The sequence below is a fragment of the Nonomuraea sp. AD125B genome, assembly GCF_041402765.1.
Taxonomy (GTDB): Bacteria; Actinomycetota; Actinomycetes; order Streptosporangiales; family Streptosporangiaceae; genus Nonomuraea; species Nonomuraea bangladeshensis.
Genome location: NZ_JBGLOU010000017.1, coordinates 152,970 through 177,760 on the forward strand (window position 1 = coordinate 152,970; position 24,791 = coordinate 177,760).

Annotated in this window: 28 protein-coding genes; 9 read left to right on the plus strand and 19 right to left on the minus strand. The window is 74.2% G+C overall.

The window, feature by feature from the left end; genetic code table 11:
- The first annotated feature begins 26 nt into the window (after positions 1 to 26).
- The 3 genes from ACBR40_RS37150 (at position 27) to ACBR40_RS37160 (ending at position 2,161) form a co-directional block, all read left to right on the plus strand.
- Positions 27 to 791, plus strand: coding sequence for a chitosanase (locus tag ACBR40_RS37150; RefSeq protein ID WP_371251737.1), 765 nt, complete (start codon positions 27 to 29; stop codon positions 789 to 791).
- 74 nt (positions 792 to 865) lie between these two features.
- Complete coding sequence (locus ACBR40_RS37155; protein ID WP_371251738.1) at positions 866 to 1,366, plus strand: hypothetical protein; 501 nt, start codon at positions 866 to 868, stop codon at positions 1,364 to 1,366.
- Between the two features lie 30 nt (positions 1,367 to 1,396).
- Complete coding sequence (locus ACBR40_RS37160; protein ID WP_344218151.1) at positions 1,397 to 2,161, plus strand: type 1 glutamine amidotransferase; 765 nt, start codon at positions 1,397 to 1,399, stop codon at positions 2,159 to 2,161.
- On the opposite strand, the gene ACBR40_RS37165 is transcribed toward ACBR40_RS37160, so the two are convergent.
- Entirely contained in the window at positions 2,130 to 2,870 is a 741-nt protein-coding gene (locus ACBR40_RS37165; RefSeq protein WP_344218153.1) for a sulfite exporter TauE/SafE family protein, read from the minus strand. The two genes, ACBR40_RS37160 and ACBR40_RS37165, sit on opposite strands and share 32 nt — an antisense overlap.
- 118 nt (positions 2,871 to 2,988) lie before the next feature.
- On the opposite strand from ACBR40_RS37165, the gene ACBR40_RS37170 reads away from it, so the two are divergent.
- Positions 2,989 to 3,645 (plus strand): endonuclease V, encoded by a 657-nt coding sequence (locus ACBR40_RS37170; RefSeq protein WP_371251739.1) that lies wholly within the window; start codon positions 2,989 to 2,991, stop codon positions 3,643 to 3,645.
- An 8-nt stretch (positions 3,646 to 3,653) separates the two neighbouring features.
- Here the strand turns inward: ACBR40_RS37170 and ACBR40_RS37175 are convergent, their stop codons facing one another.
- Positions 3,654 to 4,028, minus strand: a complete 375-nt coding sequence (locus ACBR40_RS37175; protein ID WP_371251740.1) for a hypothetical protein — start codon at positions 4,026 to 4,028, stop codon at positions 3,654 to 3,656.
- Between the two features lie 90 nt (positions 4,029 to 4,118).
- Complete coding sequence (locus ACBR40_RS37180) at positions 4,119 to 4,760, minus strand: NAD(P)-binding domain-containing protein (RefSeq protein ID WP_364444996.1); 642 nt, start codon at positions 4,758 to 4,760, stop codon at positions 4,119 to 4,121.
- Between the two features lie 95 nt (positions 4,761 to 4,855).
- Here ACBR40_RS37180 and ACBR40_RS37185 point away from each other — a divergent pair, with 95 nt between their 5' ends.
- On the plus strand, positions 4,856 to 5,203 hold the full coding sequence (locus ACBR40_RS37185; protein WP_371251741.1) for a winged helix-turn-helix transcriptional regulator: 348 nt from the start codon (positions 4,856 to 4,858) through the stop codon (positions 5,201 to 5,203).
- A 3-nt stretch (positions 5,204 to 5,206) separates the two neighbouring features.
- Here the strand turns inward: ACBR40_RS37185 and ACBR40_RS37190 are convergent, their stop codons facing one another.
- Together ACBR40_RS37190 and ACBR40_RS37195 are read right to left on the minus strand one after the other, a co-directional pair.
- A complete protein-coding gene (locus tag ACBR40_RS37190; RefSeq protein ID WP_371251742.1) occupies positions 5,207 to 6,001 on the minus strand; it encodes an HAD family hydrolase in 795 nt (264 codons plus the stop codon).
- A gap of 34 nt (positions 6,002 to 6,035) precedes the next feature.
- The gene (locus ACBR40_RS37195) at positions 6,036 to 6,512 is read right to left on the minus strand and encodes a DUF2283 domain-containing protein (RefSeq protein ID WP_344218165.1); all 477 of its coding nucleotides are present in this window, start codon (positions 6,510 to 6,512) and stop codon (positions 6,036 to 6,038) included.
- Between the two features lie 121 nt (positions 6,513 to 6,633).
- Between ACBR40_RS37195 and pyrF the strand changes: the two genes are divergently transcribed.
- Both pyrF and ACBR40_RS37205 read left to right on the plus strand, forming a co-directional pair.
- Positions 6,634 to 7,458 carry an orotidine-5'-phosphate decarboxylase gene (pyrF, locus tag ACBR40_RS37200; protein ID WP_344218167.1) on the plus strand — a complete coding sequence of 275 codons (825 nt, stop codon included), beginning with the start codon at positions 6,634 to 6,636 and terminating at the stop codon, positions 7,456 to 7,458.
- A complete protein-coding gene (locus tag ACBR40_RS37205; protein ID WP_344218169.1) occupies positions 7,455 to 7,886 on the plus strand; it encodes an SRPBCC family protein in 432 nt (143 codons plus the stop codon). Before pyrF ends, ACBR40_RS37205 begins: the two co-directional genes overlap by 4 nt.
- On the opposite strand, the gene ACBR40_RS37210 is transcribed toward ACBR40_RS37205, so the two are convergent.
- A complete protein-coding gene (locus ACBR40_RS37210) occupies positions 7,846 to 9,597 on the minus strand; it encodes a 2-isopropylmalate synthase (RefSeq protein ID WP_371251743.1) in 1,752 nt (583 codons plus the stop codon). The genes ACBR40_RS37205 and ACBR40_RS37210 overlap by 41 nt on opposite strands.
- A 181-nt stretch (positions 9,598 to 9,778) precedes the next feature.
- On the opposite strand from ACBR40_RS37210, the gene ACBR40_RS37215 reads away from it, so the two are divergent.
- Entirely contained in the window at positions 9,779 to 10,471 is a 693-nt protein-coding gene (locus tag ACBR40_RS37215) for an FCD domain-containing protein (protein WP_344218173.1), read from the plus strand.
- A gap of 16 nt (positions 10,472 to 10,487) precedes the next feature.
- Here ACBR40_RS37215 and ACBR40_RS37220 read toward each other — a convergent pair whose 3' ends face one another.
- The 13 genes from ACBR40_RS37220 to ACBR40_RS37280 all read right to left on the minus strand — a co-directional run bounded on the left by ACBR40_RS37220 (position 10,488) and on the right by ACBR40_RS37280 (position 23,069).
- Positions 10,488 to 10,700 (minus strand): hypothetical protein, encoded by a 213-nt coding sequence (locus ACBR40_RS37220; protein ID WP_344218175.1) that lies wholly within the window; start codon positions 10,698 to 10,700, stop codon positions 10,488 to 10,490.
- Between the two features lie 52 nt (positions 10,701 to 10,752).
- Positions 10,753 to 11,637, minus strand: coding sequence for a ribokinase (gene rbsK, locus ACBR40_RS37225; protein ID WP_371251744.1), 885 nt, complete (start codon positions 11,635 to 11,637; stop codon positions 10,753 to 10,755).
- Positions 11,634 to 12,971, minus strand: a complete 1,338-nt coding sequence (locus tag ACBR40_RS37230; RefSeq protein WP_371251745.1) for an ADP-ribosylglycohydrolase family protein — start codon at positions 12,969 to 12,971, stop codon at positions 11,634 to 11,636. Before ACBR40_RS37230 ends, rbsK begins: the two co-directional genes overlap by 4 nt.
- Complete coding sequence (locus tag ACBR40_RS37235; RefSeq protein ID WP_344218181.1) at positions 12,968 to 14,107, minus strand: ADP-ribosylglycohydrolase family protein; 1,140 nt, start codon at positions 14,105 to 14,107, stop codon at positions 12,968 to 12,970. Before ACBR40_RS37235 ends, ACBR40_RS37230 begins: the two co-directional genes overlap by 4 nt.
- A complete protein-coding gene (locus tag ACBR40_RS37240) occupies positions 14,104 to 15,069 on the minus strand; it encodes an ADP-ribosylglycohydrolase family protein (RefSeq protein ID WP_371251746.1) in 966 nt (321 codons plus the stop codon). The genes ACBR40_RS37235 and ACBR40_RS37240 overlap by 4 nt, the downstream gene beginning before the upstream one ends.
- Before the next feature lie 5 nt (positions 15,070 to 15,074).
- The gene (locus tag ACBR40_RS37245) at positions 15,075 to 16,073 is read right to left on the minus strand and encodes an ADP-ribosylglycohydrolase family protein (protein WP_371251747.1); all 999 of its coding nucleotides are present in this window, start codon (positions 16,071 to 16,073) and stop codon (positions 15,075 to 15,077) included.
- Positions 16,070 to 17,386 (minus strand): sugar ABC transporter substrate-binding protein, encoded by a 1,317-nt coding sequence (locus ACBR40_RS37250; RefSeq protein ID WP_344218187.1) that lies wholly within the window; start codon positions 17,384 to 17,386, stop codon positions 16,070 to 16,072. The genes ACBR40_RS37245 and ACBR40_RS37250 overlap by 4 nt, the downstream gene beginning before the upstream one ends.
- A 9-nt stretch (positions 17,387 to 17,395) precedes the next feature.
- Positions 17,396 to 18,214, minus strand: a complete 819-nt coding sequence (locus tag ACBR40_RS37255; RefSeq protein ID WP_344218189.1) for a carbohydrate ABC transporter permease — start codon at positions 18,212 to 18,214, stop codon at positions 17,396 to 17,398.
- Entirely contained in the window at positions 18,211 to 19,125 is a 915-nt protein-coding gene (locus ACBR40_RS37260; protein ID WP_364444975.1) for a sugar ABC transporter permease, read from the minus strand. The genes ACBR40_RS37255 and ACBR40_RS37260 overlap by 4 nt, the downstream gene beginning before the upstream one ends.
- Entirely contained in the window at positions 19,122 to 20,198 is a 1,077-nt protein-coding gene (locus ACBR40_RS37265; protein WP_371251748.1) for a LacI family DNA-binding transcriptional regulator, read from the minus strand. The genes ACBR40_RS37260 and ACBR40_RS37265 overlap by 4 nt, the downstream gene beginning before the upstream one ends.
- Positions 20,199 to 20,347: 149 nt before the next feature.
- Positions 20,348 to 21,271, minus strand: a complete 924-nt coding sequence (locus ACBR40_RS37270) for a hypothetical protein (RefSeq protein WP_371251749.1) — start codon at positions 21,269 to 21,271, stop codon at positions 20,348 to 20,350.
- The gene (locus tag ACBR40_RS37275) at positions 21,268 to 21,600 is read right to left on the minus strand and encodes a helix-turn-helix transcriptional regulator (RefSeq protein ID WP_344218197.1); all 333 of its coding nucleotides are present in this window, start codon (positions 21,598 to 21,600) and stop codon (positions 21,268 to 21,270) included. Before ACBR40_RS37275 ends, ACBR40_RS37270 begins: the two co-directional genes overlap by 4 nt.
- 38 nt (positions 21,601 to 21,638) lie before the next feature.
- A complete protein-coding gene (locus ACBR40_RS37280; protein WP_371251750.1) occupies positions 21,639 to 23,069 on the minus strand; it encodes an MFS transporter in 1,431 nt (476 codons plus the stop codon).
- A gap of 62 nt (positions 23,070 to 23,131) precedes the next feature.
- Between ACBR40_RS37280 and ACBR40_RS37285 the strand changes: the two genes are divergently transcribed.
- Positions 23,132 to 24,319, plus strand: a complete 1,188-nt coding sequence (locus ACBR40_RS37285; protein ID WP_371251751.1) for an ROK family protein — start codon at positions 23,132 to 23,134, stop codon at positions 24,317 to 24,319.
- Positions 24,320 to 24,791 lie beyond the last annotated feature (472 nt).

Sequence of the window (24,791 nt, forward strand, 5' to 3'; positions counted from 1 at the left end):
ACTTTCCTAACGAACCAGGAGCTTTCGTGCTCACAGCCACCCTCCTGACCCTCTCCCTCGCCGTCACCGGCAGCGCCGCGCCCGGCCTCAGCGATCCCCACAAGAAGGACATCGCGATGCGGCTCGTGTCCAGCGCGGAGAACTCCTCGCTGGACTGGAAGGCCCAGTACGGCTACATCGAGGACATCAAGGACGAGCGCGGCTACACGGCGGGCATCATCGGCTTCTGCTCCGGCACGGGCGACATGCTGGAGCTGGTCGAGCTCTACACCAAGCGCAAGCCCGGCAACGTCCTGGCAAAGTACCTGCCCGCCCTGCGCAAGGTCAACGGCACCGACTCCCACGCCGGCCTCGGCCCTGCCTTCACCAAGGACTGGAAGGCCGCCGCCAAGGACCCCGTCTTCCAGCGGGCCCAGGACGACGAGCGCGACCGCGTCTACTTCGACCCGGCCGTCCGCCGGGCCGAGAAGGACGGGCTGCGGGCGCTCGGCCAGTTCGTCTACTACGACGCGATGGTCATGCACGGCCCCGGCGCCGACAAGCTCAGCTTCGGCGGCATCAGGAAGGCCGCGCTCGCCAAGGCCAAAACCCCGGCGCAGGGCGGGAACGAGGTCGCCTACCTCAACGCCTTCCTCGACGCGCGCAAGGCTGCGATGAAGGCCGAGGAGGCGCACGAGGACACCACCCGGGTGGACACCATGCAGCGGGTCTTCCTGAAGAACGGCAACCTCGACCTCAAACCGCCGCTGAAGTGGAAGGTCTACGGCGACAGCTACACGATCAAGAACTGATCGGTCACGGTACGCCCGCACTCGCGGGACGGGCGGGGTAGGTTGGGCACCAAGCCAACAAACGGGGTTAGATCATGTCAAATGGTGCCCGTCATGCCCTCGGAGTGGTCGCCGGGCTGCTCCTTCCTCCTCTGGCGCTCGCCGGCTTCCTCTACGGCATCGGCGAGATCCTCGTCCAGTCGCGGTCCACGTTCCAGCTGCCGTGGCACGCCGTCGGCGTGCTGGCCGCCGCCGCGATCGTCCTGGCCTTCCTCGCCGGCTCGCGGCTCTCGCCCGTCGCCTCGCTCATCGGCGGGCTCGCCTACACCGCGCTCGGCCTGCTGCCCCTCCTGGAGTACGCGGGCGGGCCGGTGCTCAGGCAGGACTGGCTGCCCGCGCGCGTGAACGACGGTTACCTGGCCCTCGGCCACTCGGGGATGCTGCTGTTCGTCGGGGTGCTGCTGCTGGCCGTCTCGCTGTTCCCCTCGCGGTGGCGGGCCAGCGTCCCTGAGCCGCTCTCCGTCTCCCCCGCGTACGGGCAGGGCAGTTCGCCGTACCTGCCGGAGGACGCAACGAGGCCGATGTTCCGCGAGTAGGCCGCGCGCGGCCTGGCAGAATGCTTGGCCATGCGCGACACGAAGATCCATGACCTCCCGGCCGGCCGGGTGCTGGTGGTACAGAACAGCAGGAGCGGCGGTCCGAGCCGGGTGGGCGGCTGGCTGGAGGACGCCGGCCACGAGCTGGACGTCGTGCTCGCCCACGAGGGCGCCCCGCTCCCCGACCGGCTGGAGCACGACGCCATGATCATGCTCGGCGGCGGCTACCTGCCGGGCGACGACGACCGGGCCCCCTGGCTGGCCGGCGCCCGGCGGCTGGTCGGGCAGGCGCTCACGGAGAGCGTCCCGCTGCTCGGCATCTGCCTGGGCGGCCAGATGATCGCCGAGGTGGCGGGCGGCGAGGTCACCGGCGACGCGGGAGCCCCCGAGAACGGCAGCCTGCCCGTCACGATCCGGCCGGAGGCGGCGACGGACCCGCTCTTCCACGGGCTGCCCCCGGTGGTGCCCGCCGTCGAGCACCACAAGGACGCGGTCACCGGGCTGCCGCCCGGCGCGGTGTGGCTGGCCGAGACGGCGGCCTGCCCCTACCAGGCGTTCCGGGTGGGCGAGCGGGCCTGGGGGGTGCAGTTCCATCCCGAGGTGCTGCCCGCGCGCATCCGCGAGTGGCAGGCCGACGGCTTCGACCCGGACGAGGTCCACGCGCGGGCGGTGGCCGACGAGCCGGTGTCCACCCCGATCTGGCACCAGGTGACCCTGCGTTTCGCGGCCCTGGTCGCCGAGCACGCGGCGGCGCGGGCGGCGGCTACCCCGCGTAGGAGTCCCAGCCGAGCTTGACCGCCACGGCGACCCCGCAGGCGGCGGCCAGGTAGCGCAGGCTGTGGCCCGGCAGGCGGCGGGCGATCTTGGGGCCGATCCAGCCGCCGATCAGGAAGCCCGCCGCCAGCGGCGCGGCCGCCGCCCAGTCCACCGGGCCGAACAGCGCGAACCCGAGGGCGGCGACCGCGTTCGCCAGGCCGGACAGCACGTTCTTCATCGCGTTCAGCTTCGCGGCGGGATGGGCGAACATCGCCGAGAGCACGGCGAACAGCAGGATGCCGCCGGCCGCGCCGAAGTAGCCGACGTAGATCGTGACGGCGAACAGCGCGAGCTTCCCGAGCACCCCGTGCTCGCCGCGCGCCTTGCCCGAGGGCGGCCGGGCCAGCAGGAGCGAGGCCATCCCGATCAGCCAGGGTGCGATGAGCTCGAACGTCCTCCCCGGCGTCACCAGCAGCAGCAGCGCGCCGGTCGCGCCGCCCAGCGCGGCGACCGGGCCGAGGCGCAGCATCGGGCGGCTCTCCCCCGCGAGCTCCGGGCGGGAGCCCGCGGCGGCGCCGACGGCGGTGAAGACGAGGGCGACGGTGTTGGTGACGTTCGCGGTCAGCGGGGGCAGGCCGAAGGCGAGCAGGGCGGGGTAGGAGACGATCGAGGCGAGGCTGACGACCGTGCTCACCACGCCGGCCGCGACACCGGTGCCGAGCAGGCCCAGCACATCTCCGACGATCACCCGGTCATGCTATGGCTTGTCCGTTTTGTCCGCGCCGTCGGGTCCCGCGGCCCGGCAGGACGCGGGCTGACCGTCGCGAAGTAGGCCCCGGGCGCGGTCAGGGCGTACCTTGTGCCGGGTGCAGGTACAGCAGCTCCATCCGTGGCCGGACACCGTCGAGGAGGCGGAGGCGGTCCAGGATCGGCTCCGCCCCCGCGTCGAACTCACCGGGCCCGACTCCTTCGACCTGGTGGCGGGCCTGGACGTGCACTACCACGGCGACGGCGAGCTGACGGCCGCCGTGGTCGTCATGGACGCCGGCACGCTCGCCGTGGCCGAGCAGGTCTTGGCGCACGGGAAGGCGGCCTTCCCTTACGTGCCGGGGCTGTTCGCCTTCCGCGAGCTGCCCGCGCTCGTCGAGGCACTCGAACGGCTCACCGTCACGCCCGACCTGCTGGTCTGCGACGGGTACGGCCTGGCGCACCCGCGCGGGTTCGGGCTGGCCTGCCATCTCGGCGTGCTGACCGGGCTGCCCGCGCTGGGGGTGGGCAAGACGCCGTTCGTCGGGACGCACGAGCCGCCGGGGCCGGAGCGGGGCGACTGGACGTCGATCACCTACGACGGCGCCGTGGTGGGCCGCGCCCTGCGCACCCGGCCGGGCGTCAAGCCGGTGTACGTCTCCCAGGGCCACCGGGTCTCCCTGGACACCGTCACCGCCCAGGTCCTCCGCCTGGCCCCCCGCTACCGCCTCCCCGAGCCGATCCGCCGCGCCGACCACCTCGCCCGCCACCCCTGAACTCCGGGTCAGCGGCGCCAGGCGGCGACGAGCAGCCACACGCTGAGGCCGAGCAGCGCCATCCCGAGCGGCACGTGCCCGGCCACCGCCCCCGTCCCGCCCAGCATCGACTGCACGAACCCGAGCAGCAGCACCCCCAGCGCCACCAGGGCCGGCCGGCCCGCGCCGCGTCCCGGCCGCCACAGCAGCACGGCGGCGACGAGCTGGGCGAGGCCCAGCACGTGCACGGCCAGCGCCCCCGACGCGTGCAGGCCCGCGCCGCCCCCGCTGAGGAGCTGCCCGGCCGTCACCCCCTGCGCGAGCACGGCCAGCGTGTTCAGCACCGTCACGGCCCGGAACGCGGTCACGTACCCGTTCCTCACGGTCACCTGCGTGGTCACCACGGACACTCTCCTTCGAACTCCCGCCGACACGTGACCACCAGGATCATCCGAGGAGAGCAGCCGGGCATCCGCCGTGGGTGGTGGTCACCGCTACGCCCCGGGGCGTACGCCGTGGGTGCCGGACTGCTCCAGCGGGGGCAGCACGGCCTGGGCGTCCGCGCCGCCGAACCACAGCCCGATCATGAACGCCGCCGTTGCCTCGAGCTGCGTCACCCGGGCGAGGCCGCCGCCGTCCAGCGGGGTGCAGCCGAGGACGGACACCAGCGTGCGGGCCGCCGCCAGCGCCGCCGGGTCGTCCCCGCACAGCGGCACGGCGAGCGGCCGCCCGCCGAACACCGGCGGCGTCATCCGCCACACGTCCACGTTGCACAGGTTGAACGCCTTGACCACGTGGCCGCCGCTGAGCCTGCCGATGAGCAGGGCCGGCGAGCGGGCCGGGTCGTAGGCGGACGGGTCGGCCGCGTTGGTGACGTCGACGAGCGGCTTGCCGCGCAGCGCGCCGCCGCAGGCGGTCAGCACGTCCACGAGCCCCGCCTCCCGCACCGCCACCACCACGACCTCACCGAACGCGGCCGCCTCGGCCCAGCTCCCCGCCCGGAACCCGCTCCGGGCGGCGCGGGCGGCGGTCGCCGCCGCGTCCCTGCCGCTGATCATGATCTCGTGCCCCGCCCCGGCCCACTGCGTGCCGAGCGCGTCCGCCATCCCACCCGCGCCCAGGATCCCGATGCGCACGTACGTCCTCCTCCTGTGAAAGGGTTTCCTCCGGTGGGAGCACACTAGAAAGCCCGATACACACCGTTCGGTGCCTGACGACGGGAGGGTCCGCGTTGTTCCTCGCCGACTGCCAAGCCCGGCTGGCGTTCGACCTGCTCGGCAACACCTGGAACGCCGTCGTGCTGTGGTCCCTGCGGCACGGCCCGCGCCGCCCGGGACGGCTGCGCGAGGAGATCGGCGGCATCAGCACGAAGGTGCTCACCGAGACGCTGCGCCGCCTGGAGTACAACGGTCTCGTCACCCGGCACGCCTACGCCGAGGCGCCGCCGCGCGTCGAGTACGAGCTGACCGAGCTCGGCCGCAGCCTGCTCGGCCCGGTGGGGGCGGTCGGCGAGTGGGCCTTCGCGCACGCCGACGAGGTCATGCGGGCCCAGGACCGCTGGAGCGACGCGACCCCGTGAGCGTCAGCCGTACAGGCGTTCCAGCACCGCCGCGACGCCGTGCTCGTCGTTGGAGAGGGTGCGGCGCGGCACCGACGCGAGCACCGTCCGGTGCGCGTTGGCCATCGCGTACCCCTGGCCCGCGTACGTCAGGACCGCCAGGTCGTTCGGCATGTCGCCGAAGGCCACCACCTCGCCCGCCGGCACGCCGTGCGCCCGGCAGACGCGGTCCAGGGCGGCGGCCTTGGTCACCCCCGGCGCGCTGACCTCGACGAGCCCGCCGTCGCCCGACTGGGTGACCTCGGCCAGGCCCTTCATGGTCGCCAGCACGGCGGCGATCATCTCGTCGGCGGTGTGCGCCGGCGAGTGGGCGAGCAGCTTGACGAAGGGCTCCGCCTCCTCCATGACCGAGACGACCTCGCGGTAGAACGGCATGTCCTCGGGGACGCGCCGGGTGTAGGCGGCCTCGGCCAGCACGCCCCGGCCCGTCTCGACGGCGAGCCCGACGCCCGGCAGCGCCTCGGCCAGGGCGAGCGCGGCGCGCCTCGCGACGCCGGGATCGAGGGGCAGGCTCTCGGTGATCTCGTCGGTGTCCAGGTCGTAAACGATGGCCCCGTTGCTGCAGATCGCCGTGCCCGTGACCCCCGCCTGCTCGGCGATCTCGCGCACGCCCCGCGGCGGCCTGGCGGTGACGAAGACGATCACGGCCCCGGCCTCGCGGGCCAGCCGGAGCGCGTCCCTGGTGCGGGGCGAGACGGTGCGGTCGGAGGTCAGCAGGGTGCCGTCGAGGTCGGTGGCGACGATACGGGGAGAGTTCACGGCATGTAACCGTAGCCCCCCTGATCAGGACGGCTCACAGGCGCATCTCCGACGGCAGCCGGGCGGCGGCGTTCATCAGCTCCACGCCGATCAGCCGCCCCTTCTCCCCGTAGTCGAGCACGGCGTCCTCCGCCACCACCTGCCGGGTGGCCTCGCCGGGCAGGATCTCGCGTTTCATCGCGATGTAGGCGAGGTCGTGCTCCTTGTCCCAGGTGACCCAGACGGTCTGCGCCCGCGGCCCCGGCGAGACGTCGTCCCAGTTCAGCAGACCTTCCCTGGCCTCGTGGGAGCCGGTGACCGCGGCCCGCACCATGGCCAGCGCCAGCTCGGCCGCGCCCAGCGAGTCGGGTCCCGTGACCTTCCTCTCGTGCTCCCATCCGTCGAGCCCGTCGATGCGGTAGGGGCACGACCACTCCCCCGTCGGCTCCTCGTACGGCATGCCTACCGTGACGACCACGTCACGGGGCGGATCGCTGCGCAGCGCCAGCACCCGGTGGGCGATCTCGTACATGCTTGCTGCCTTACCCCTGCCGCCGCCGGCGGAAGACTGGTGAACGGGAACGGTCGGTCTCCTGTTCACCCGAGCGGCCCGTCCCGTAGGGTCGCCGCATAACCGTGCGAAGGGGTTCACCATGAACGAGTCGTTCGGGGCACGCCTGCGAGCCAGGCTCGACGCGTGCGGGCCGCTGTGCGTCGGCATCGATCCGAGCCCGGCCCTGCTGGACGCCTGGGGGCTGGACGACTCGCCGTCCGGGCTCGAACGCTTCAGCCGGACGGTCGTCGAGACCGTGGCGGAGGTGGCGGCCGTGGTCAAGCCGCAGTCGGCGTTCTTCGAGCGATGGGGCAGCCGGGGCGTCGCCGTGCTGGAACGCGCCATCGCCGACCTCCGCGAGGCGGGCACGCTCGTGCTGCTGGACGTCAAGCGGGGCGACATCGCGAGCACGATGACCGCCTACGCCGAGGCGTACCTCGACCGGGGCAGCCCGCTGGCCGCCGACGCCGTGACGCTGAGCCCCTACCTCGGGTTCGGCTCGCTGACGGGCGCGATCGCCTCGGCGGTGGCCAACGACGCGGGCGTGTTCGTGCTGGCCCGCACCTCCAACCCGGAGTCGGCGGAGCTGCAGCGGCTGGTGGCCGGGCAGGTCGTCGCGGGCGCGACCGCGGCGAACGCGGGGGCGACGCCGTTCGGGCCGGTGGGGCTGGTGATGGGCGCCACGCTGACCGAGGTGGAGCATCCGCTGACCGACCTCAACGGGCCGATCCTGGTCCCCGGGGTGGGCGCGCAGGGCGCGAGTCCGGCCGACGTGGCGCGGCTGTTCGCGCCGGTGCGGCACGCCGTCCTGCCGTCGGTCTCGCGGGCGGTGCTGGCCGACCCGAAGCGGCTGCGCGGCCGGGTCCTGCACTACCGGGACGAGTGCGCGGCCCACCTGACGCCCGAGGCGGCGGGCAGGAGATGACCTTCCGCACCCGCGTGGCCGTGGACGCCTCCGCCGAGCTGGTGTGGCGGACGATGGCGGACGTGACCCGCTGGCCGGAGTTCACGCCGACGATGACGAGCGTGCGCCTGCTGGACGACGAGCCGTTCGGCGCCGGCAGCCGGGTGCGCATCGAGCAGCCCGGCATGCCGGCCCTCGACTGGATGGTGACGGCGCTCACCCCTGGCCGCTCGTTCGTCTGGGAGACGGTGGCCGCGGGCGTGACGATCGCGGCCGGGCACGTCGTGGAGGCGGCCGCGCGCGGCGGGGCCGCCGTCGAGCTGTCGATCAGCCGCAGCGGGCTGCTGGCGCCGGTCCTCGCCCTGCTGACCGGCGCCCGCACCCGCCGCTACGTCCGTACGGAGGCGCTCAGCCTGAAGCGCCGCTGCGAGCTGGAGCCTCCGGGCTGACCCCGTCGCCCGCCAGGGCGGCGTTGACCGCGGACAGCACCGCGTGCACCGACGCGGTCAGCACCGAGGTGTCCAGCGCCACGCCCCAGCGCGTCCGGCCCGCGACGCGCGCCTCGACGTAGGCCACGGCCTCGCTGGCCGCGTCCGTGCCGAGCGCGTGCTCGGCGTAGTGGAGGATCTCCACGTCGAGCCCGTCGGCGGCCAGGGCGGCCGTGAGGGCCGACAGCGGGCCGTTGCCGGTGCCGTGCAGGCGACGGCCGGAGCGCAGCGTGCCGGTGAAGACGTGCTCGCCCGGCCCGGCCGGGGCCGTGGTCCAGTCGGCGAGCGCGCCGGGCTCGCCCGGGGCGACGTAGGCGGCGCGGAAGAGCTCCCACAGCTCCTCGGCGGTGATCTCCTCGCCGCTGCCGTCCGTGGCCCGCTGCACGACGGCCGCGAAGTCGATCTGCAGGCGGCGTGGCAGCTCCAGGCCGTACCTGCTGCGCAGCAGGTAGGCGATGCCGCCCTTGCCCGACTGGCTGTTGACCCGGATGACCGCCTGGTAGCCGCGGCCCACGTCGGCCGGGTCGATCGGCAGGTACGGCACCTCCCACGGCGCCTGCTCCGGCGGCACGCCCAGCTCGGCGGCGCGCTTGGCGTGGTGGGCCAGGCCCTTGCCGATGGCGTCCTGGTGGGTGCCGGAGAAGGCGGTGTGGACGAGGTCGCCCGCGTACGGGTGGCGGTCGGGCACCGGCAGGCGGTTGCAGTGCTCGACCACGCGCCTGATCCCGTCGAGGTCGGAGAAGTCGATCATCGGGTCGACGCCCTGGGTGTGCAGGTTGAGCGCGAGCGTGACCAGGTCGACGTTGCCGGTGCGCTCGCCGTTGCCGAACAGGCAGCCCTCCACCCGCTGCGCCCCCGCCAGCAGGGCCAGCTCGGCGCAGGCCACGCCGGTGCCGCGGTCGTTGTGCGGGTGCACGGAGAGGATCACCGCGTCCCTGCGGTCGAGGTGGCGGTGCATGTGCTCGATCTGGTCGGCGTACACGTTCGGGGTGGAGATCTCGACCGTGGCCGGCAGGTTGTGGATCACCGGGCGGTCCGGCGAGGCGTCCCACAGGGCGGTCAGGTCGTTGCACACCTCCAGCGCGTAGTCCGGCTCGGTGAGGTTGAAGACCTCCGGCGAGAACTCGAAGCGCACGCCGGGCAGGCCGTCGGCGAGCCGGGCGATCTGCCCGGCGGCCTCCATGATCAGGGCGCGCAGCTCGCGCCGGTCGTGGCCGAGCACGACCTCGCGCCAGGTGGGCGCGGTGGCGGTGTAGAGGTGGACGACCGCGCGCGGCAGGCCCTCCATGGCGGCGAAGGTGCGCTCGATGAGGTCCGCGCGGGCCGCGGTGAACACCACGGGCGTCACGTCCTCGGGCAGCGCGCCCGGCGCGGCCAGCTCGCGGACGAAGTCGAAGTCGAGCCGGCTGGAGGACGGGTAGCCGACCTCGATCTCCTTGAACCCCATGCGCGTCAGCAGCGCGAACATCGTGCGCTTGCGGGCCGGGTCCATCGGCTCGGCCAGGGCCTGGTTGCCGTCGCGCAGGTCGACGGGCACCCAGAGCGGGGCGTGCGCGAGGCGGCGGGCGGGCCAGGAGCGGTCGGCGGCGAGGGGGACCTCGACGCGCTCGTGGGCGGGGCGGTAGCGGTGGGAGGGCATGCCGCTGGGGCGCTGCCGGTTCCATGGGTACATGGCGGTCGGGATTCCTTGTCGTCCGTCTCCGGTGGGGAAAGACCGGCACGATCGGGCCACCGCGACGGGGTGCCGGTCCGGTCAGGCCCCGCCGCGGCGGCCGAGGAGGAGACCGTACGACGTCATGGGCGCTAGACTAACCACACCACAGGTCCTCAGACAACCTGAGAGGTTCTTTCCGATGCCCCTCGGCTCGCTCCGCCCCAGCCCGCTCGTCGAACAGGCCACCGAGCACCTGCGGGAGCAGATCACCCAGGGCGAGTGGCCGGTAGGCACCCGCCTGCCCGGCGAGAACGCCCTCGCCAAGGCGCTCGGTGTCGGCCGCTCCACGGTCAGGGAGGCGCTGCGGGCGCTCGCCGGCGCCGGCCTCGTGCAGGCCCGGCAGGGCTCGGGCGTCTACGTCATCGCCACCGAGCCGGCCGAGGACTGGCCGGCCCGGCTGCGCCGCGCCGCCATCACCGACGTGTACGAGGTCCGCGTCATGGTCGAGACCCGCGCGGCGCGCCTGGCCGCCGAGCGGCGCACCGAGGAGGACGTGGCGGCGCTGGAGGCCGCGCTCGCGGCCCGGCACGCCGCCGCCACCGGGAGTGACGCCGGATTCGTGGACGCCGACATCGCGTTGCACGCGGCGGTCGTGGCGGCGGCGGGGAACCCGGTGCTGACGGACCTGTTCGCGGAGTTCGCCCCGGCGCTGCGGGAGCGGCTGATCGATCTGGTGGAGCTGCTCGGCCTGCGCGAGCACGACCCCGACCCCGGGCACGACTCGCACGCCGCCCTGGTGGACGCCGTCCGGCGCGGCGACGGGCCCGCCGCCGAGGCCGTCCTGCAGGCCGAGCTGGAGCGGACGCTCGCCCACCTGCGCGCCCGCGCCTGAGCCCGCTGGGAGCGGGTCAGCCGGTGGGGCCGATGTCGGGGCGGGTGACGTCCTCCTCGTTCTCCTCCGGCTCCTCGTACGGATGCGGCGGATCGAGGTCCTGGGGCATGTCGGCGGAGACCGGACGGCGGTTGTGCCGGGTGACGCAGCCGGAGCGTTCGGCCACCACGTCGCTCTCCCCGTCAACGCCGCCGACGGCTTCCGGCAGCTCATAGGGCATCTCGCTCATGCCCTTCCTCTTCCCCCGTATCGCCGCTCCACCGCTTCGCGGCGGCGCGTCGTCAGGCCAGGAAGTCCTCGATCTCGTGCCGGTGCGGCATCGAGGTGCTGGCGCCCTCGCGCAGCACCGACAGCGCCGCCGCCGCCGTGGCGAAGCGGAGGGCGTCGGCCATGGGCCGGCCTTCGGCGCGGGCCACCGCCAGCGCCCCCACGAACGTGTCGCCTGCCGCCGTGGTGTCCACCGCCTTGACCTCGACGGCCGGCACCCGCAGCCGCTCCCCCGAACGCGACCCGTAGAGCGCGCCCGCGCCGCCGAGCGTGATGACAGCCTCCTCGACCCGCTCCAGCAGGGCGTCCAGGGCGGCGTCCGGGCCGCTCGCGCCGGTGATGGCGGCGGCCTCGTGCTCGTTCGGGACGATCAGCGTGACCGCGTCGAGCAGCTCGCCGGGCAGCGGCTGCGCGGGCGCGGGCGTGAGGACGACCGGGACGCCGGCGGCCCGCCCGGCCTCGGCGGCGGCCACGACGGCGGGCAGCGGCAGTTCGAGCTGGAGCAGCAGCGCCCGCGACCCGGCGATGGCCGCGAGGTCGGCCTCCGAGGGGCCGGTGACGGTGCCGTTCGCGCCCGGGACCACGATGATGGAGTTGCCGCCGTCGTCGTCCACGACGATGTGCGCGATGCCGCTCGGTCCCGGCACCTGGCGCAGGCCGCGCACGTCCACCCCGGCGGCGGCCAGCGCGGCGCGCATCTCGGCGCCGAACCCGTCGTCGCCGACCGCCCCGAGGAAGGCCACCTCCGCCCCGGCCCGCGCGGCGGCGACGGCCTGGTTGGCGCCCTTGCCGCCGGGCACGGTGCGGAAGCGGTGGCCGGTGACCGTCTCGCCGCGGGCGGGGGCCTGGGCGACGTAGGCGACGAGGTCCATGTTGGCGCTGCCGAAAACCGAGATCATGCCTGCATCATCTCCTGAGTACGCCGGGCCAGCTCACCGAGGCTCACTCCGTCGAACCCGGTCAGGCTGCTGGCCAGGCTGTCGCGGATGCGCCACCGCTCCGGGACGTCCCCGGCGAGCGCGCCGCAGATCGAGCCGGCGGTGGCGCCCGCCGAGTCGGTGTCCCAGCCGCCGGCGACGGCTCCGGCGATCGTGGCGGTGAAGTCGCCCCGCCCGTGGACGAGGGTCGCGGCGACCAGGGCCGCGTTGTGGATGGTGTGCACCCAGTGGAGCGCGCCGTGCCGCTCGTGCAGCCGGTCCACGACGCGCTCGAAGTCCGGCTCACGGACGGCGTCCGCGACGGCCTCGCGCACGGCGCGGTGCAGGCGCGAGCCCGGCGGCACGACGGACAGGCCCGCCTCGACGACCTCCTCCGGCGAACCGGCGGTCAGCGAGGCCGCGCACATCGCGGCGGCGAACATCGCCCCGTAGATCCCGTTCGCGGTGTGGGTGAGTCGGGCGTCGCGCCAGGCGTACTCGGCGGCCGTGGCCGGATCACCCGGGTTGACCCATCCGTAGACGTCCGTCCTGATGAACGCGCCGATCCACTCGCGGAACGGGTTGCGCCGGGTGGCCGTCGCGGGCGGCTCGACGCCGTCCAGCAGGTTGCGGTACGCCACCCGCTCAGCCGTGAACGTGCGCCCGGCCGGCAGCTCGTCCAGCCACAGCCGGGCCACGTCCTCGGTGGTGAAGCCGCGGCCGTGGCGCTCCAGCACCGACAGCGCGAGCAGCGGATAGTTGAGGTCGTCGTCCTCGGGGATGCCGTCGATGTTCTCGGCGAGGGAGTTGACGGCGCTGCGGCGGTTCCACGGCCAGCGGCGCGCGACGTCCTCCGGCAGGCCGCGGGCGGTGAACCAGCCGCGGATCGGCCAGTTGCCGGTGGCCTCGGCGATCTCCCTGATGCCCGCGCGCGGGATCTTCTCCACGGGCTTGCCGAGCACGCACCCGGCCGCCCGGCCCCGCCAGGCCGCCAGCACCCGCTCCGGGTCGGCCGTGCCGCCAGGGCGGGCGGCCGGCCAGTCGGGGCAGGCGGCGGCGATGTCGGCCAGCTCCGACGGCTCCTCCAGGGGCGACGGCAGGGCGGCCAGCTCGTCCAGCAGCTCCTCGGCCAGGCCGCGCAGCCGCGCCGCGCCCGCCTCGGACGCGCCGGCGCGCGGCGGGGCGTCATGACCGCCCGCCGCGTGCCAGCGTTCCGCGACGGCGCGCACCCGGGCGGGGTCGCGGCCGTCCTCGGCGGCCTGGCGCAGCTCGTGCCCGACCAGGTCCTCCGGCTGCACCCAGGTGAGGCGGATCACGGGTGGTCCAGCTCGGCGAAGGCGGCCTCGGCGGCCCGCCGCCGCTCCTGGTCGCCCGCGCGCACCCGGCGCGCGACCGCCGCGATGGCGCGGCCGGGAGCCACCAGGTCCGTACGGCTCGCCGCCCCCACCTGCTCCACCCACTCCGCCGGCACCGCCGCGAGCCCGCCGAGCGCGCCCGCGATGGCGCCGCCCATGGAGGCGATGGAGTCGGCGTCGCGCCCGTAGTTGACGCCGCCCAGCACGGTCTCGCGGTAGTCGCCCTTGGCGATCACCAGCATGCCGAGCGCCAGCGGCAGCTCCTCGATGCTGTGCACGCGGCTCGGCCGCCGCGCGCCGAGGCCCTGGTCGCGGTAGGTGTCGGCGACCGTGTCGTAGGGGCGCACGGCGGCCCGCAGCGTCTCGAACGAGCCCTCCCAGTGCCCGAGCCCGGCGGCGGCCTCGCAGACCGCCTCGATGGCGGCCCTGGTGCCGTCCTTGGCCAGGCGCAGGCAGGCGGACACCACGGAGTCGGCGGTGGCGCCGGGCCGCATGGCCTCGGCCACGGCGGCGGCCATGACGCCCGCGGCCTCGCGGCCGTAGCTGGACTGGTGGGCGCCGGTGAGGTCGATCGCCTCGGCGTAGGCGGCGTCGGGGTCGGCGGCGTTGACGATGCCGACGGGGGCGACGTACATGGCGGCGCCGCAGTTGACGATGTTGCCGACGCCGGCCTCGCGCGGGTCGGCGTGGCCGTAGTGCAGCCGGGCCACGATCCACTTCTCGGCCAGGAAGATCCGCTGCAGCGGCAGCGCCTCGGCCTCCAGCTCGGGGATCCAGCGCCGCTCGCCCATCAGCTCGGGCACCAGGTGCTCGGCCATCGCGTAGGCGTCGAGGTGGCGGCCGGCCTTCTCGTAGACGCGGATCAGCGCGTGCGTCATGAGGGTGTCGTCGGTGATGTGGCCGTCGCCCTTGTGGTACGGCGCGATCGGCCGGGCGTTGCGCCAGTCGTCGTTGTACGGCGGCACGATCCCCTCCACACGCCCGCCGTAACGCTCGACGATCTGCTCGGGGGTCCAGCCCTCGGTGGCGCCGCCCAGCGCGTCGCCGACCGCCGCCCCCGCCACGCAGCCGGTCGCCCTGTCCTCAAGCGGCGTCATGCGAGTCCTTTCGTCAGTTCCATCAGATCCTGGCCCGCCAGTTCCGGCAGGCAACAGCCTGCCAGCGTACGGGCCGAGGCGGTCCACCCCTCCGGGATCGCCTCGAAGCCGCCGCAGGCCCCCGTGAGCGCGCCGGTCAGCGCCGGCGCCGAGTCGGCCAGCGCGGCCAGGCACGCCGCCGCGGGCACGGCCCTGGTCAGGTCGCCCCCGGAGGCCGCGGCCAGCGCCAGCGCCGCGGGCACCGTCTGCGCGGCGCCCACGCCGTAGCTGTAGACGTGGTCGAGCAGCGCCGCGTCCAGTGCGGGCACGGCGGCGAACGCCTCGCCCGCCCGCTCGGCGGCGCGCAGCGCGAGACGGGCGTTGTGCCCGATCGCGGTGCCCTCGGGCAGCACGTCCAGCGCCGCCCGCACCGCCCGCGTCACGTCGCCGGTGGCCACGGCCGCGGTCATGGCGGCGGCCATCGCCCGCGCGCCGAGCACGCCGTCCCCGGCGTTGGTGACCTGGGCGTCGTCGGACGGGTCCCTCCCCAGGACCCCGAACGCGACGGCCCGGACCGCGGCGGCGTCGTCGAAGTGGTGCGGGTTGTCGTGCCCGGACGCGGGCGGCTCGACGCCCCGCTCCAGGTTGTCGAGCGCGGTCCGCACCGAGACGCGCGCCCGCAGGTCCTTGCCGATCAGCTCGCGGAAGGCCGCGGCGCGCGGCCGGTCGGCGGTGAGCAGCGTCCAGGCGAGCCATTCGGCGTCGTCGGACGGGCCGACGGCGAGCGGCGCGGTCGGCTGGTTGAGCGCGAACGGCACCGGCAGCGTCGTGACCCGGTGCTCCTCGGCGAAGGCGTCGAGCTCCCGGTGGAGCCGCCTGCTCCAGGGCGCGTGCAGGGCCGCGCGGTGCCGGCTCGCGGGCCAGCCCGCGGCGTCACCGACGGCGAGCCCGGCGACGGCTCCTCTGATCCTGTCCCCCGACATGTCGGTCACCGTCCTTCCGCGCATTCGCCGGTCAGCAGACCGACGAGTTCGTCGGCGAGTTCATCGGCGGTGTCCAGCACGTGCCGTCCCGCCACGACGGGCAGGCACTTGCCGGTCACCGGCCCGATCCTGGCCGCCCAGCGGGCGGGCACGCCGCTCTCGCCCTGCCGCGCGCCGCTGACGGCCCCGGCGATGGCCCCGATGGTGTCGGCGTCCCGTCCGAGGCTCACTCCGAACGTCACCGCCGCCTCCACCTCGCCGCCGCCCGCCAGGAAGGCGGCCAGCGCGAGCGCGACGGCCTCCGGGGCGAGGTCGGTCCACGGGTAGTGCCGGACGACGACGGCCTCGTGCAGCGCCGTTTCGAGATCGTCGGGCGCCGCGTCGCGAAGGACCGCGCGGGCGCGGCGGATGTTCCTGGCGGTCCACGAGTCGCCGGGGATCACCGCGAGCGCGGCGTCCACGACGTCCTCGGGCCCGGCGCCGCTCATCGCGGCGGCCACGGCCCCCGCGACCGCGCGGCCGCCGATGATGCCCTCGCCTGACCCGCTCACCAGCCCGTCCTGCTCCACCAGCCGGGCCGCCTCGGCCGGGTCGCCGGGGCAGAAGATCCCGTACGGGGCGGCGCGCATGGCCAGCCCGTCGGACCAGCCGTGGGAGTGGACCAGCCCGGTGAGCGGCGGCTCCAGCCCGCGTCGAAGCGCTTCGACGGTGCCCAGCTCCGAGAACCCGGCGCCGCGCATCGGCCCGTCCACCCTGGGGATGATCTCTTCCCGGTACGCCCGCGCGACCAGCTCGGGGGTCAGCCCGTGGCCGTGCCGCCTGAGCAGCGAGGCGGCGAAGATGGCGTACTCGGTGTCGTCGGTGCCGCCGCCCTCGATCTCGGTGAGCCGGCCCCACCGCCGCCGGATCTCGGCCGGCGTCAGGTTCTCGGCGGGGGCCCCGAGGGCGTCGCCGGCCGCGAGGCCGAGCAGACACCCCCGGGCCCGTTCCCGGTAGGAGGTCACCGCTGGTACCGCTCCAGGACCTTGTTGCCCTCGTCCACGAGCCGCTTGGCCGCGTCGTCGAGGGTGATCTTGCCGGCGAAGTACTCCTGCAGCACCGGCGTGGCGACCTTGCTCTTCCACTCGTCGAAGCCGTTCACCTTGAGGAACGGCGCGACGACGAGGTTCTTGACGGAGGCGGTGGCCACGTCCCAGCCGTTCTCCTCGGTGGTGATCGCCGGGTCGGAGGCGGCCGCCTGGGAGGTCGGCAGCAGCCAGTCCCCCTTGGCGAGCTTGGCCTGGTTGGGGCCGTTGAGGAAGAAGGCCATGAACTTCATCGCCTCCTCGGGGTGCTTGCTGTCCTGGGCGATGGACAGCGTCTGCGAGACCGCGCCCTGCTGGGCGGTGGTGCCCTTCGGGCCGGGCAGGGTGACCCACTCGAAGCCGTCGGGCGCCTGCTCGGCCACCTGCTGGCGCAGGAACACGCCGGCCGGCAGCAGCGCGAACTTGCCCTTGTAGAAGGCGGGCAGCGGGTCGGCGGTGCCCTGGCCGAGCGCGGCGGGGTCGGCGGACTTGTCCTTGTGGAGCTGGTCGTGGATGCGCTGGAGCACCTCGCGCTCCTCGGGGCCGACCTTGACCGTGGTCTTGCCGTCGGCGGTCTGGAAGAACGTGCCGCCGAAGTTCAGCGCCAGGTTGAGCGTCTTGTTGACCGGCGACTTCATGGCCCAGGCGACGCCGAAGGTGCCGTCCTTGGTCATCTTCTTGGCGGCCTCGGAGAACTCGTCCCACGTCCACGGGTTGTCGGCGGTGGGGACGCGCACCTTGGCCGCGTCGAGCAGCTTCTTGTTGGCGATGATGACCTGCGACTCCTGCAGGAACGGCACGCCGTACACGCCCTGGCCGCCCTTGCCGTCGTCGAAGGTGACGGTGTCCCAGGCGGACTGCGGGATGTCGCTCTTCAGCTCGGCGGGCACCTTGTCCTTGAGGTCGAGCAGGTAGCCGTCGGCGGCGAACCCGGACAGCGCGGGCGAGTCGTTGTGGATGACGTCGGGCGCGGTGCCGCCGGCGAACTGGGTGACGAGCTGGTCGTTGACGTTGTCCCAGCTGCCCTGGACGTAGGTGACCTGGATGTTGGGGTTGGCCTTGTTCCACTCGTCCACGATCTGCTTGTTCGCGGCGACGGATTCCTTCTGCCAGGCCAGGCTGAGGAAATTGATCTTGACCGGCTCGCCGGAGGAGGACGACGACGAGGAACTGCCGCCGTCGCCGCCTCCGCTGCCGCACGCGCCGGCGAGCGCCACGATGGCGGCCGCCGCCAGAGCGGACCTGATACGCATGTGAGCCTCCTAGCCCTTCACGGCGCCGGCCATCAGGCCGGACTTCAGTCGCCGCTGGATGATTGAGAAGAAGATCAAGCTCGGGATCGTCGCCATGAGCGACGCCGCGGCCAGCGGGCCGAGCCTGGCCACCCCCTCGGGGCCGGTGAAGCGCACCAGCGTGAGGGGAAGCGTCATGACGTCGGGGTTCTGCAGGATGACGAGGGCGAACATGAACTCGTTCCATGACGAGATGAACGCGAACAGCAGCGTGGCCACCACGCCCGGCGCGAGCAGCGGCGCGACGACCGAGGCGATCGAGCGCAGCCGGCTCGCGCCGTCCACGGCCGCGGCCTCCTCCAGCTCACGCGGCACCGCGCGGACGTAGCCCTGCAGCATCCACAACGCGAACGGCAGCGTGAACGTCACGTGCACGACCACCAGGCCGGGCAGCGTGTTCACCAGGTCCAGGTCCCGCAGGATCATGAAGAGCGGGATGATGATCAGGATGAACGGGAACACCTGACTGACCAGCACCCAGCCGATCGCGATCTTGTTGACCAGGCCGCGGTAACGGGCCATCGCGTAGGCGGCCGGCAGCGAGATCAGCACCGTGACGACGCTGGCGGCCAGCGCCACGCCGAGGCTGCGCACCGCCGCGCCCACCAGGTCCTGCTCGCCGAAGGCGTCGGTGAAGTTGGACAGCGTCGGCTCGCGCGGGATCCACGTGGGATCGGCCAGCGCCATCTCCTGCGGCGTCTTCAGCGCCGTCGACAGCAGCCAGAGCAGCGGGAAGGCCAGGAAGACGACGTACGCGGCGAGCGCGGCGTACTGCGAGAAGCGTCTCATCGGGTCTCCCTCATCTGGCGCCACAGGTACAGCCCGAGCACCGCGAGCACCACGATCGCCATGGCCAGGCCGAGCATCGAGGCGTAGCCGGCGAAGCGGTAGCGGAACGCCTCCTCGTAGGCGAACAGCATGGGCAGCCGCGTCTGGCCGCCCGGCCCGCCCTGGGTGAGCACGTAGACCAGGCCGAACTGGTTGATGTTCCACACGAAGTCGAGCGAGGTGATCGCCACGATCACCGGGCGGAGCTGCGGCAGCGTGATGTTCCAGAAGCGCCGCCAGCGGCTCGCGCCGTCCACCTCGCCGGCCTCGTACAGCTCGCGCGGGATGCCCTGGAGGCCGGCCAGCAGCACGACCGTGGTCTGCGGCATGCCGGTCCAGACGCCGACCACGATGATCGCCGGCAGCGCGAGCGAGAAGTCGGCCAGCCAGTTGACGTGCGTGCCGAGCAGGGCGTTGAGTATGCCGGCGTCCGGGTGGTAGACGAGCTTCCACATCAGGCCGATGACGACCGGGGGCATCGCCCACGGCACCACGGCCAGCACCCTGGCCACGCCGCGGAAGCGCAGGTTCTCGTTGAGCAGCAGCGCCAGGCCGAGCGCGGCCAGGAACTGCAGCACGGTCACCGAGACGGACCAGATCGCGCCGATCCTGAAGGATGACCAGAAGTCCTCGGCGGTCAGCAGCTCGAACAGGTTCTCCAGGCCGACGAAGCTCGTCTCGTGGTTGCGGGTGTTGCGGGCGTCGGTGAAGGCGAGCGCGATGCCGTACAGCAGCGGGCCGACGCTGAACAGCAGCACCGGCACCAGCGCGGGCAGCATGAGCAGCCACATCTCGCGGGTCTGGCGGGACAGGCCGCGGGGGCGGGCGTGCGGCCGGCGCGGCGGCGCGGGCCTGGTCGCGGTGGCGGTCACGCGCCGCTCCCCTCAGTGCCGTGTCCCTCGGTGCCGTGTCCCTCGCCGCTGTGTCCGTCGCCGCAGTGTCCTTCGCCCGCCGTGGAGGCGCGCACCACGAGCCGGGGCGGCACGGTGACCCGCCGGGGCTCGCGCTCGCCGCCGTTCAGCCGTTCCAGCAGCAGCTCGGCGGCGACCCGGCCGCGTTCGGCCGAGCCGAGAGAGACGCTGGTGAGCGAGGGCCAGGAGGCGGCGGCGAGGTCGGTGTCGTCCATGCCGGCCACGGCCACGTCCTCCGGCACCCGGCGGCCCGCGTCGCGCAGCACGTCGAGCGCGCCGAGCGCGATGAGGTCGTTGGCGCACATGAGCGCGTCCACGTCGGGGCGGCGGGCCAGCAGCTCGGCGACCGCGCGCCGCCCCTCGGGCCGGTAGAAGTCGGCGATCTGCACCAGGTCCTCGTCGTACGGCAGGCCGACCGCCTCCAGCGCCTCCCGGTAGCCGGCCCCGCGGGCGGCGCCGGGCACGGTGTCGAGCGGGCCGTTGACCATGGCGACGCGGCGGCGGCCGAGCGCGTGCAGGTGGTCGATCGCGAGCCGGACGCCGGTGCGGGAGTCGGCCCGTACGTTGTCCACGGGCGTGCCGTCGGGCACCTGGCCGATGATCACGACCGGCGCGCGGGCGGCGGCCAGCGTCTCCAGGTGGGCGTCGGTGACCCGCAGGGGGCTCATGATGAGGCCGTCCACGTACCGCTCGCCGAGGCTGCGCAGCACGTCGATCTCGTCGGCGGCGACGGCGTCGGTGGAGTGCAGCACGAGCCGGTAGCCCGCGGCCTTCAGCACGGGCTGGATCTCGCGCAGCATCGCCAGGTAGGCGGGGTTGCCGACGTCGGCCATGGCGAAGGCGACCTGATGGGTGCGGCGGGACTTGAGCGACCTGGCCACGGCGTTGCGCACGTAGCCCAGCTCGTCGGCGGCCGCCATCACCTTGCGCACCGTCTCCTGCCTGGTCGGCAGGCCGTTCAGCACCCGCGAGACGGAGGCGATCGAGACACCGGCGCGCGCGGCGATCGTGTTGATCGTGGGTCCGTCGGCCAAGGTAGTCCTTCCATCGGTGTAAACGTTTACGATCTTGCTTCTGTAAACGTTTACGGCGTGGGGGACATGAAACCCGTACGTAACTCGCAGGTCAAGTCACGATCGAATAACACCAGGTCAGAGGGGTGGAACGCAAACCGAGCGGCGGCTCAGCGACCGGCCCCTCTCCTCAGGGCCAGGGCGGCCGTGGCGGCGAAGGCCAGGGCCGCGCACCCGATCTGGGCGAGCGCCGTGGCGGCGGGCACCGACGGCAGGTCCCCGAGGTCCCCCAGGGCCGCCGCCGGCAGGAACAGCACCAGCGCCGCCCGCCGCCCCACGGCCGACCCGCACGCCCACCCCGCCGCCAGCCCCACCACGACCAGCCAGGGCACGGGCTTCCAGGTCACCAGGTCGTGATGGGCGATCACGTCCACCCAGCGCACGATCGCCTTGCTCATGGCCAGCCCCGCCACGGCGAGCGGCCCCCACAGCAGGAACACACGCCAGGGGACGACCGCGATCGCGCGGTGCGCGGCGGGCACGAACGCGATGGCGACGGCCGCGAGCTGGGCCAGCAGGACCGGGCCGTGGTTCGGGAACAGCAGCGCGTCCAGCTCCAGGAGGTAGGGATGGCGGGCCTGGTACAGCACGAACGCGACCACGCCGAGCACCGCGATCCACCGCCGGCCGAGCAGCACGGCCAGCGCCGGCAGCGCCGCGGCGACGATCGGCTCGGCCAGGAGCAGGACCCAGGACGGCCGCGCCACCGCGGCGACCCCCACGTTGCCCACACTCTCGGCCGTCTGGAGCAACCTGGTCGCCAGCGCGCCGGCCAGCATCAGGAACGGCCACAGCGCCACGGCGAGCGCCGGCCCGCCGCGCCAGGCCGGCGCGGAGGCCGGGCCGAAGGCCCGCCGCCCGTGGACGCGCAGCGCACCCCAGAGCAGGTCGGCCACGTCGGCCGGACGGGGACGGGTCTGACCGGGCCGCGCCCCCGCGAGGAGCACGCCGAGCATCTCCTCCTCGTGCCGCGCCCGGTGGTCGCGCGGGTAGGCGGCGAGGAGGCGGCGGTAGCGGCTTTCGAGGGAGCTCATGCCGTTCCTCCCGCCCCGAGCGCGCGCAGGCGGGCCGTGGCCGCCCTGGCGTGCCTGCGCATCCGCTCGGCCTCGGCCGCCAGCCTTGTGGCGCCGTCGCCGGTCAGCCGGTAGTAGCGGCGCACCCGGCCGTCGACGATCTCCTCCCGGTCCTCGGCGATCAGGCCCTCCTCCTGGAGGCGGTCGAAGGCGGCGTACAGGGTGCCGGCGCGGAGCCGGACCTGGCCTTCCGAGATGCGTTCCACGTCGGTGATGACGCCGTACCCGTGCTGGGGGCCGGCGGCCAACGCGGTGAGGATCAGGAAGGTCGGCTCCTGCATCTGTCGCATGTGATCAATATATACCGATCATCTACATATTCGAGGCGTCAGTCCCGGGCGGGCTCCGGGACGGGGGCGGTGGACGCCGGGGGCGAGACGCGCAGGAGGGAGCGGATGGCAGGGGCGCCGGCGAGGGTGACGACGGCGGCCAGCGCCGCCGGGATGATCAGCGCGACCGGCAGCGAGGCCGCGTCCGCCACGTAGCCCAGCACGGCGGGCCCGAGCAGCAGGCCGCTGTAGCCGAAGGCGGTGACCATGGCGAGCGCCCGCCCGACCCGCTCCCCGGCCGCGCCGACGGCGCTGAACAGCACCGGCACCACGGTCGCCAGCCCGACGCCGGCCAGCGCCCAGCCGGTCCACGCGCACGCCACCCGCAGGCCCACCGGGACGAGCGGGGAGAGCAGGACGAGCGCGTACCCGGCGGTGGCGAGGAGCCCCGCGAGCTGGATCGTACGCACCGAGCCGAGCCTGGCCCGGATCGGGTCGCCCAGCAGCCGCACGGTGGTCATCGCGACGGAGAAGATCGTGTACGCCAGCGGCGCCGCCGCCGGGTCGGTGCCGAGGACCCAGCGGGCGTGCAGCGCGGCCCAGTCGATGGCCGCCCCCTCGCTCAGGTGGCCGGCGAAGGCGGCGAGACCGAGCAGCGCGATGAGCCCCCACGTGAGCGAGCCGCCGGTCCCGCCCTTCGCCTCGCCGGGAGCCGCCGGTTCGGGGCTCGCCGGGGCGGACGGCAGCAGCAGCCGCGCCGCCGGCAGGTACAGCAGCGCCACGACCACGGCCGCGACCACCAGCACGAGCTGCGGGTCCACCCCGGCCCGCAGGAACAGCGCGGTCAGCGCGCCGCCCGCGGCCCCGCCGAGGCTCCACGTGCCATGGAAGGCCGAGATGATCGGCCGCCCGTAGGCACGCTCGACCTCGACGGAATGGGCGTTCATGGCGACCTCGCAGGCGCCGAGCCCGATCCCGAACACCACGGCGAGCGCGGCCAGCGTCGCGTACGACGGGGCCAGCGCGGGGCCGAGCAGCGCCAGGGCGGACAGGGGGCCGGCGATCCAGCAGACGCGGCGGCTGCCGTACCGGTCGACGAGCGGCCCGGCGGCCAGCATCGACACCAGCGCGCCGCCCGAGATCAGCAGCAGGACGGTGCCGAGCAGGCGGGGGCCGAGATCGAGCCGGTCGTTGAGCGAGGGCAGCCCGGCCGCCCACAGGCCCATCACAAATCCAGCGAAAACGAAGAATCCGAATACTCCGACACGAGCACGCCTAGCATCAATGAGGCTTTTGTTCACGCCTAGAGCATAAACTGTCCCCGTCAACGAAGCCACAGGCGAACGGAGCCACGCCATGAACGCCGCCACAAGACGACCGAAGCCAGGGGCGAACCAAGCCACGGCGCCAACGGACGACGACACGAGCGGGCGACGGCACGAATGGGGCCAGGGCGTGACGGACGACGGCATGACGGGAGACCGCAGCATGACGGGAGACCGCGTGAACGGAGCCAGGGCGTGACGGGCGACGGCATGAACGGGGCGACGGCATGAACGGGGCGACGACGAGCGGTGAGCTGCGCGCCCACAACCGGGCCCGGCTGCTGCGCGCCGTGCACGAGGGCGGGGCCGCCCTCACCCGCTCCCAGCTCACCCGCGACCTGGGCCTGGCCCGTGGAACCGCGTCCGTGCTCGTCGCCGGCCTGCTGGAGGACGAGCTGCTCCACGAGGAGCCCGCCAGGGAACACGCCAGGGGCCGCCCCACCCAGGTGCCGGGCCCCCATCCGCACGGCCCCGTGGCGCTGGCCGCCGACGTGCGCGAGGACGCCTGGGAACTGGCGGCCTGCGAACTGGGCGGCCGAGTCACGGTCCTCGCCGTACGGCCCCACGACGGCACCCCGGAGGGCGCACTCGGCACCCTCGGCGAGGCCCTGGCCGCCGAACGCCAGCGCCTCGGCCACCGCGTGGTCGGAGTAGGCGTGGCACTGGCCGGCCCGGTCCGCCACGGCGGCCTCGTCGACATCGCCCACCTGTCCTGGCACGCCGTCGACGTCCCCCGCCTCCTCGCCCGTAGCCACGACCCCACGGGGGGCGGGGGACGGGGGGTGCCGTTGTTCGTGGGGAATGACACCGCGTTCGCGGCGTTGGCGGAGGCGCGGCGGGGGCGGTTGCGGGGGGTGCGGGTGGGGTTGCACCTGCATGTGGACTTCGACCTGGGCGGCGTGCTGGTCGTGGACGGGCGTCCGCTGGGCGGCGCCGCGGGCTCCGGCGCGGAGTTCGGCCACATGCCGCTCACGGGCGGCGAGCGGCCCTGCCCGTGCGGCGCGCTCGGCTGCTGGAGCACGGAGGTCGGCGCGAACGCGCTCCTGCGCCACGCCGGCCTGGCCCACGGCGGCGGACGGGGCCGCGAGCAGGCCGAGCGGGTGCTGGCGACGAGCAGCAAGGCGGTGGCCGCCAACGCCCGTGCCCTGGGCCGCGGCATCGCCGCCCTGGTGAACGCGCACGACCCCGAGGCCGTCACGCTCTCGGGCCACGGCGTCGAGCTGTACGAGCGGGCGGGTGAGACGCTGCGGGCGGCGGCGGAGCCGTACCTGATGGCGATCCGCCGCGAGGCCCCGCCCCGCATCGAGAGCTCGGCCCTGGGCTGGCGCGGCGCGCTCCTCGGCGCGATGGAGTCGGTCTTCGACGCCTTCCTGACGCCGGAAGGACTCGGCGGGTGGCGCGCGAGTCCACCCTGACCAGCCCTGCGACACGCCCGATCCGCCGAATGTGATGAATTCCACGTCAAAGGCGGAAAAGACACCGTAGGGCCCGTCTTCCAGCCCCCATCAGGTGATCTTGCGGGAAGCGGGCGCGGCCCGGAGAAGGCCGGGGAGCGGAACAATCATGGTCCGGGCTCCGGCCGTCGCCGATCGCGCCGCCACTCCCCCGCCACCGGACAGGAGGCCGCGCCCGACCCAGCCGCTCGCCGCCGAGCCGGGCCGACCGACCGAGCGGCCACATCGCCGCAGGTCATCGGGGTTCTGCGAACCCTCGGACAGGTCCCGGGGACGGGCGCAGCTCTCCGCTTCGCCGCCCCGCGCAGCCACTTCACCGCCGCCCCACCGGCGGGCGAGCCCGGCAGCCCCCCGGAAGGTCGCCACCAGCCGGGTACGAGGGGGCGGCGGGCAAGATCGCCTGGCGGGCGGCCGGGCGGCCGGAGCGGACGCC

Coding starts and splice junctions, on each gene's coding strand:
- ACBR40_RS37155 (WP_371251738.1), top strand. CDS start 866: ATGTCAAATGGTGCCCGTCATGCCCTCGGAGTGGTCGCCGGGCTGCTC.
- ACBR40_RS37160 (WP_344218151.1), top strand. CDS start 1,397: ATGCGCGACACGAAGATCCATGACCTCCCGGCCGGCCGGGTGCTGGTG.
- ACBR40_RS37195 (WP_344218165.1), bottom strand. CDS start 6,512: ATGTACGAGATCGCCCACCGGGTGCTGGCGCTGCGCAGCGATCCGCCC.
- pyrF (WP_344218167.1), top strand. CDS start 6,634: ATGAACGAGTCGTTCGGGGCACGCCTGCGAGCCAGGCTCGACGCGTGC.
- ACBR40_RS37205 (WP_344218169.1), top strand. CDS start 7,455: ATGACCTTCCGCACCCGCGTGGCCGTGGACGCCTCCGCCGAGCTGGTG.
- ACBR40_RS37210 (WP_371251743.1), bottom strand. CDS start 9,597: ATGTACCCATGGAACCGGCAGCGCCCCAGCGGCATGCCCTCCCACCGC.
- ACBR40_RS37215 (WP_344218173.1), top strand. CDS start 9,779: ATGCCCCTCGGCTCGCTCCGCCCCAGCCCGCTCGTCGAACAGGCCACC.
- ACBR40_RS37220 (WP_344218175.1), bottom strand. CDS start 10,700: ATGAGCGAGATGCCCTATGAGCTGCCGGAAGCCGTCGGCGGCGTTGAC.
- rbsK (WP_371251744.1), bottom strand. CDS start 11,637: ATGATCTCGGTTTTCGGCAGCGCCAACATGGACCTCGTCGCCTACGTC.
- ACBR40_RS37235 (WP_344218181.1), bottom strand. CDS start 14,107: ATGACGCCGCTTGAGGACAGGGCGACCGGCTGCGTGGCGGGGGCGGCG.
- ACBR40_RS37240 (WP_371251746.1), bottom strand. CDS start 15,069: ATGTCGGGGGACAGGATCAGAGGAGCCGTCGCCGGGCTCGCCGTCGGT.
- ACBR40_RS37250 (WP_344218187.1), bottom strand. CDS start 17,386: ATGCGTATCAGGTCCGCTCTGGCGGCGGCCGCCATCGTGGCGCTCGCC.
- ACBR40_RS37255 (WP_344218189.1), bottom strand. CDS start 18,214: ATGAGACGCTTCTCGCAGTACGCCGCGCTCGCCGCGTACGTCGTCTTC.
- ACBR40_RS37270 (WP_371251749.1), bottom strand. CDS start 21,271: ATGAGCTCCCTCGAAAGCCGCTACCGCCGCCTCCTCGCCGCCTACCCG.
- ACBR40_RS37275 (WP_344218197.1), bottom strand. CDS start 21,600: ATGCGACAGATGCAGGAGCCGACCTTCCTGATCCTCACCGCGTTGGCC.
- ACBR40_RS37280 (WP_371251750.1), bottom strand. CDS start 23,069: ATGCTGCGGTCTCCCGTCATGCCGTCGTCCGTCACGCCCTGGCCCCAT.
- ACBR40_RS37285 (WP_371251751.1), top strand. CDS start 23,132: ATGAACGGGGCGACGACGAGCGGTGAGCTGCGCGCCCACAACCGGGCC.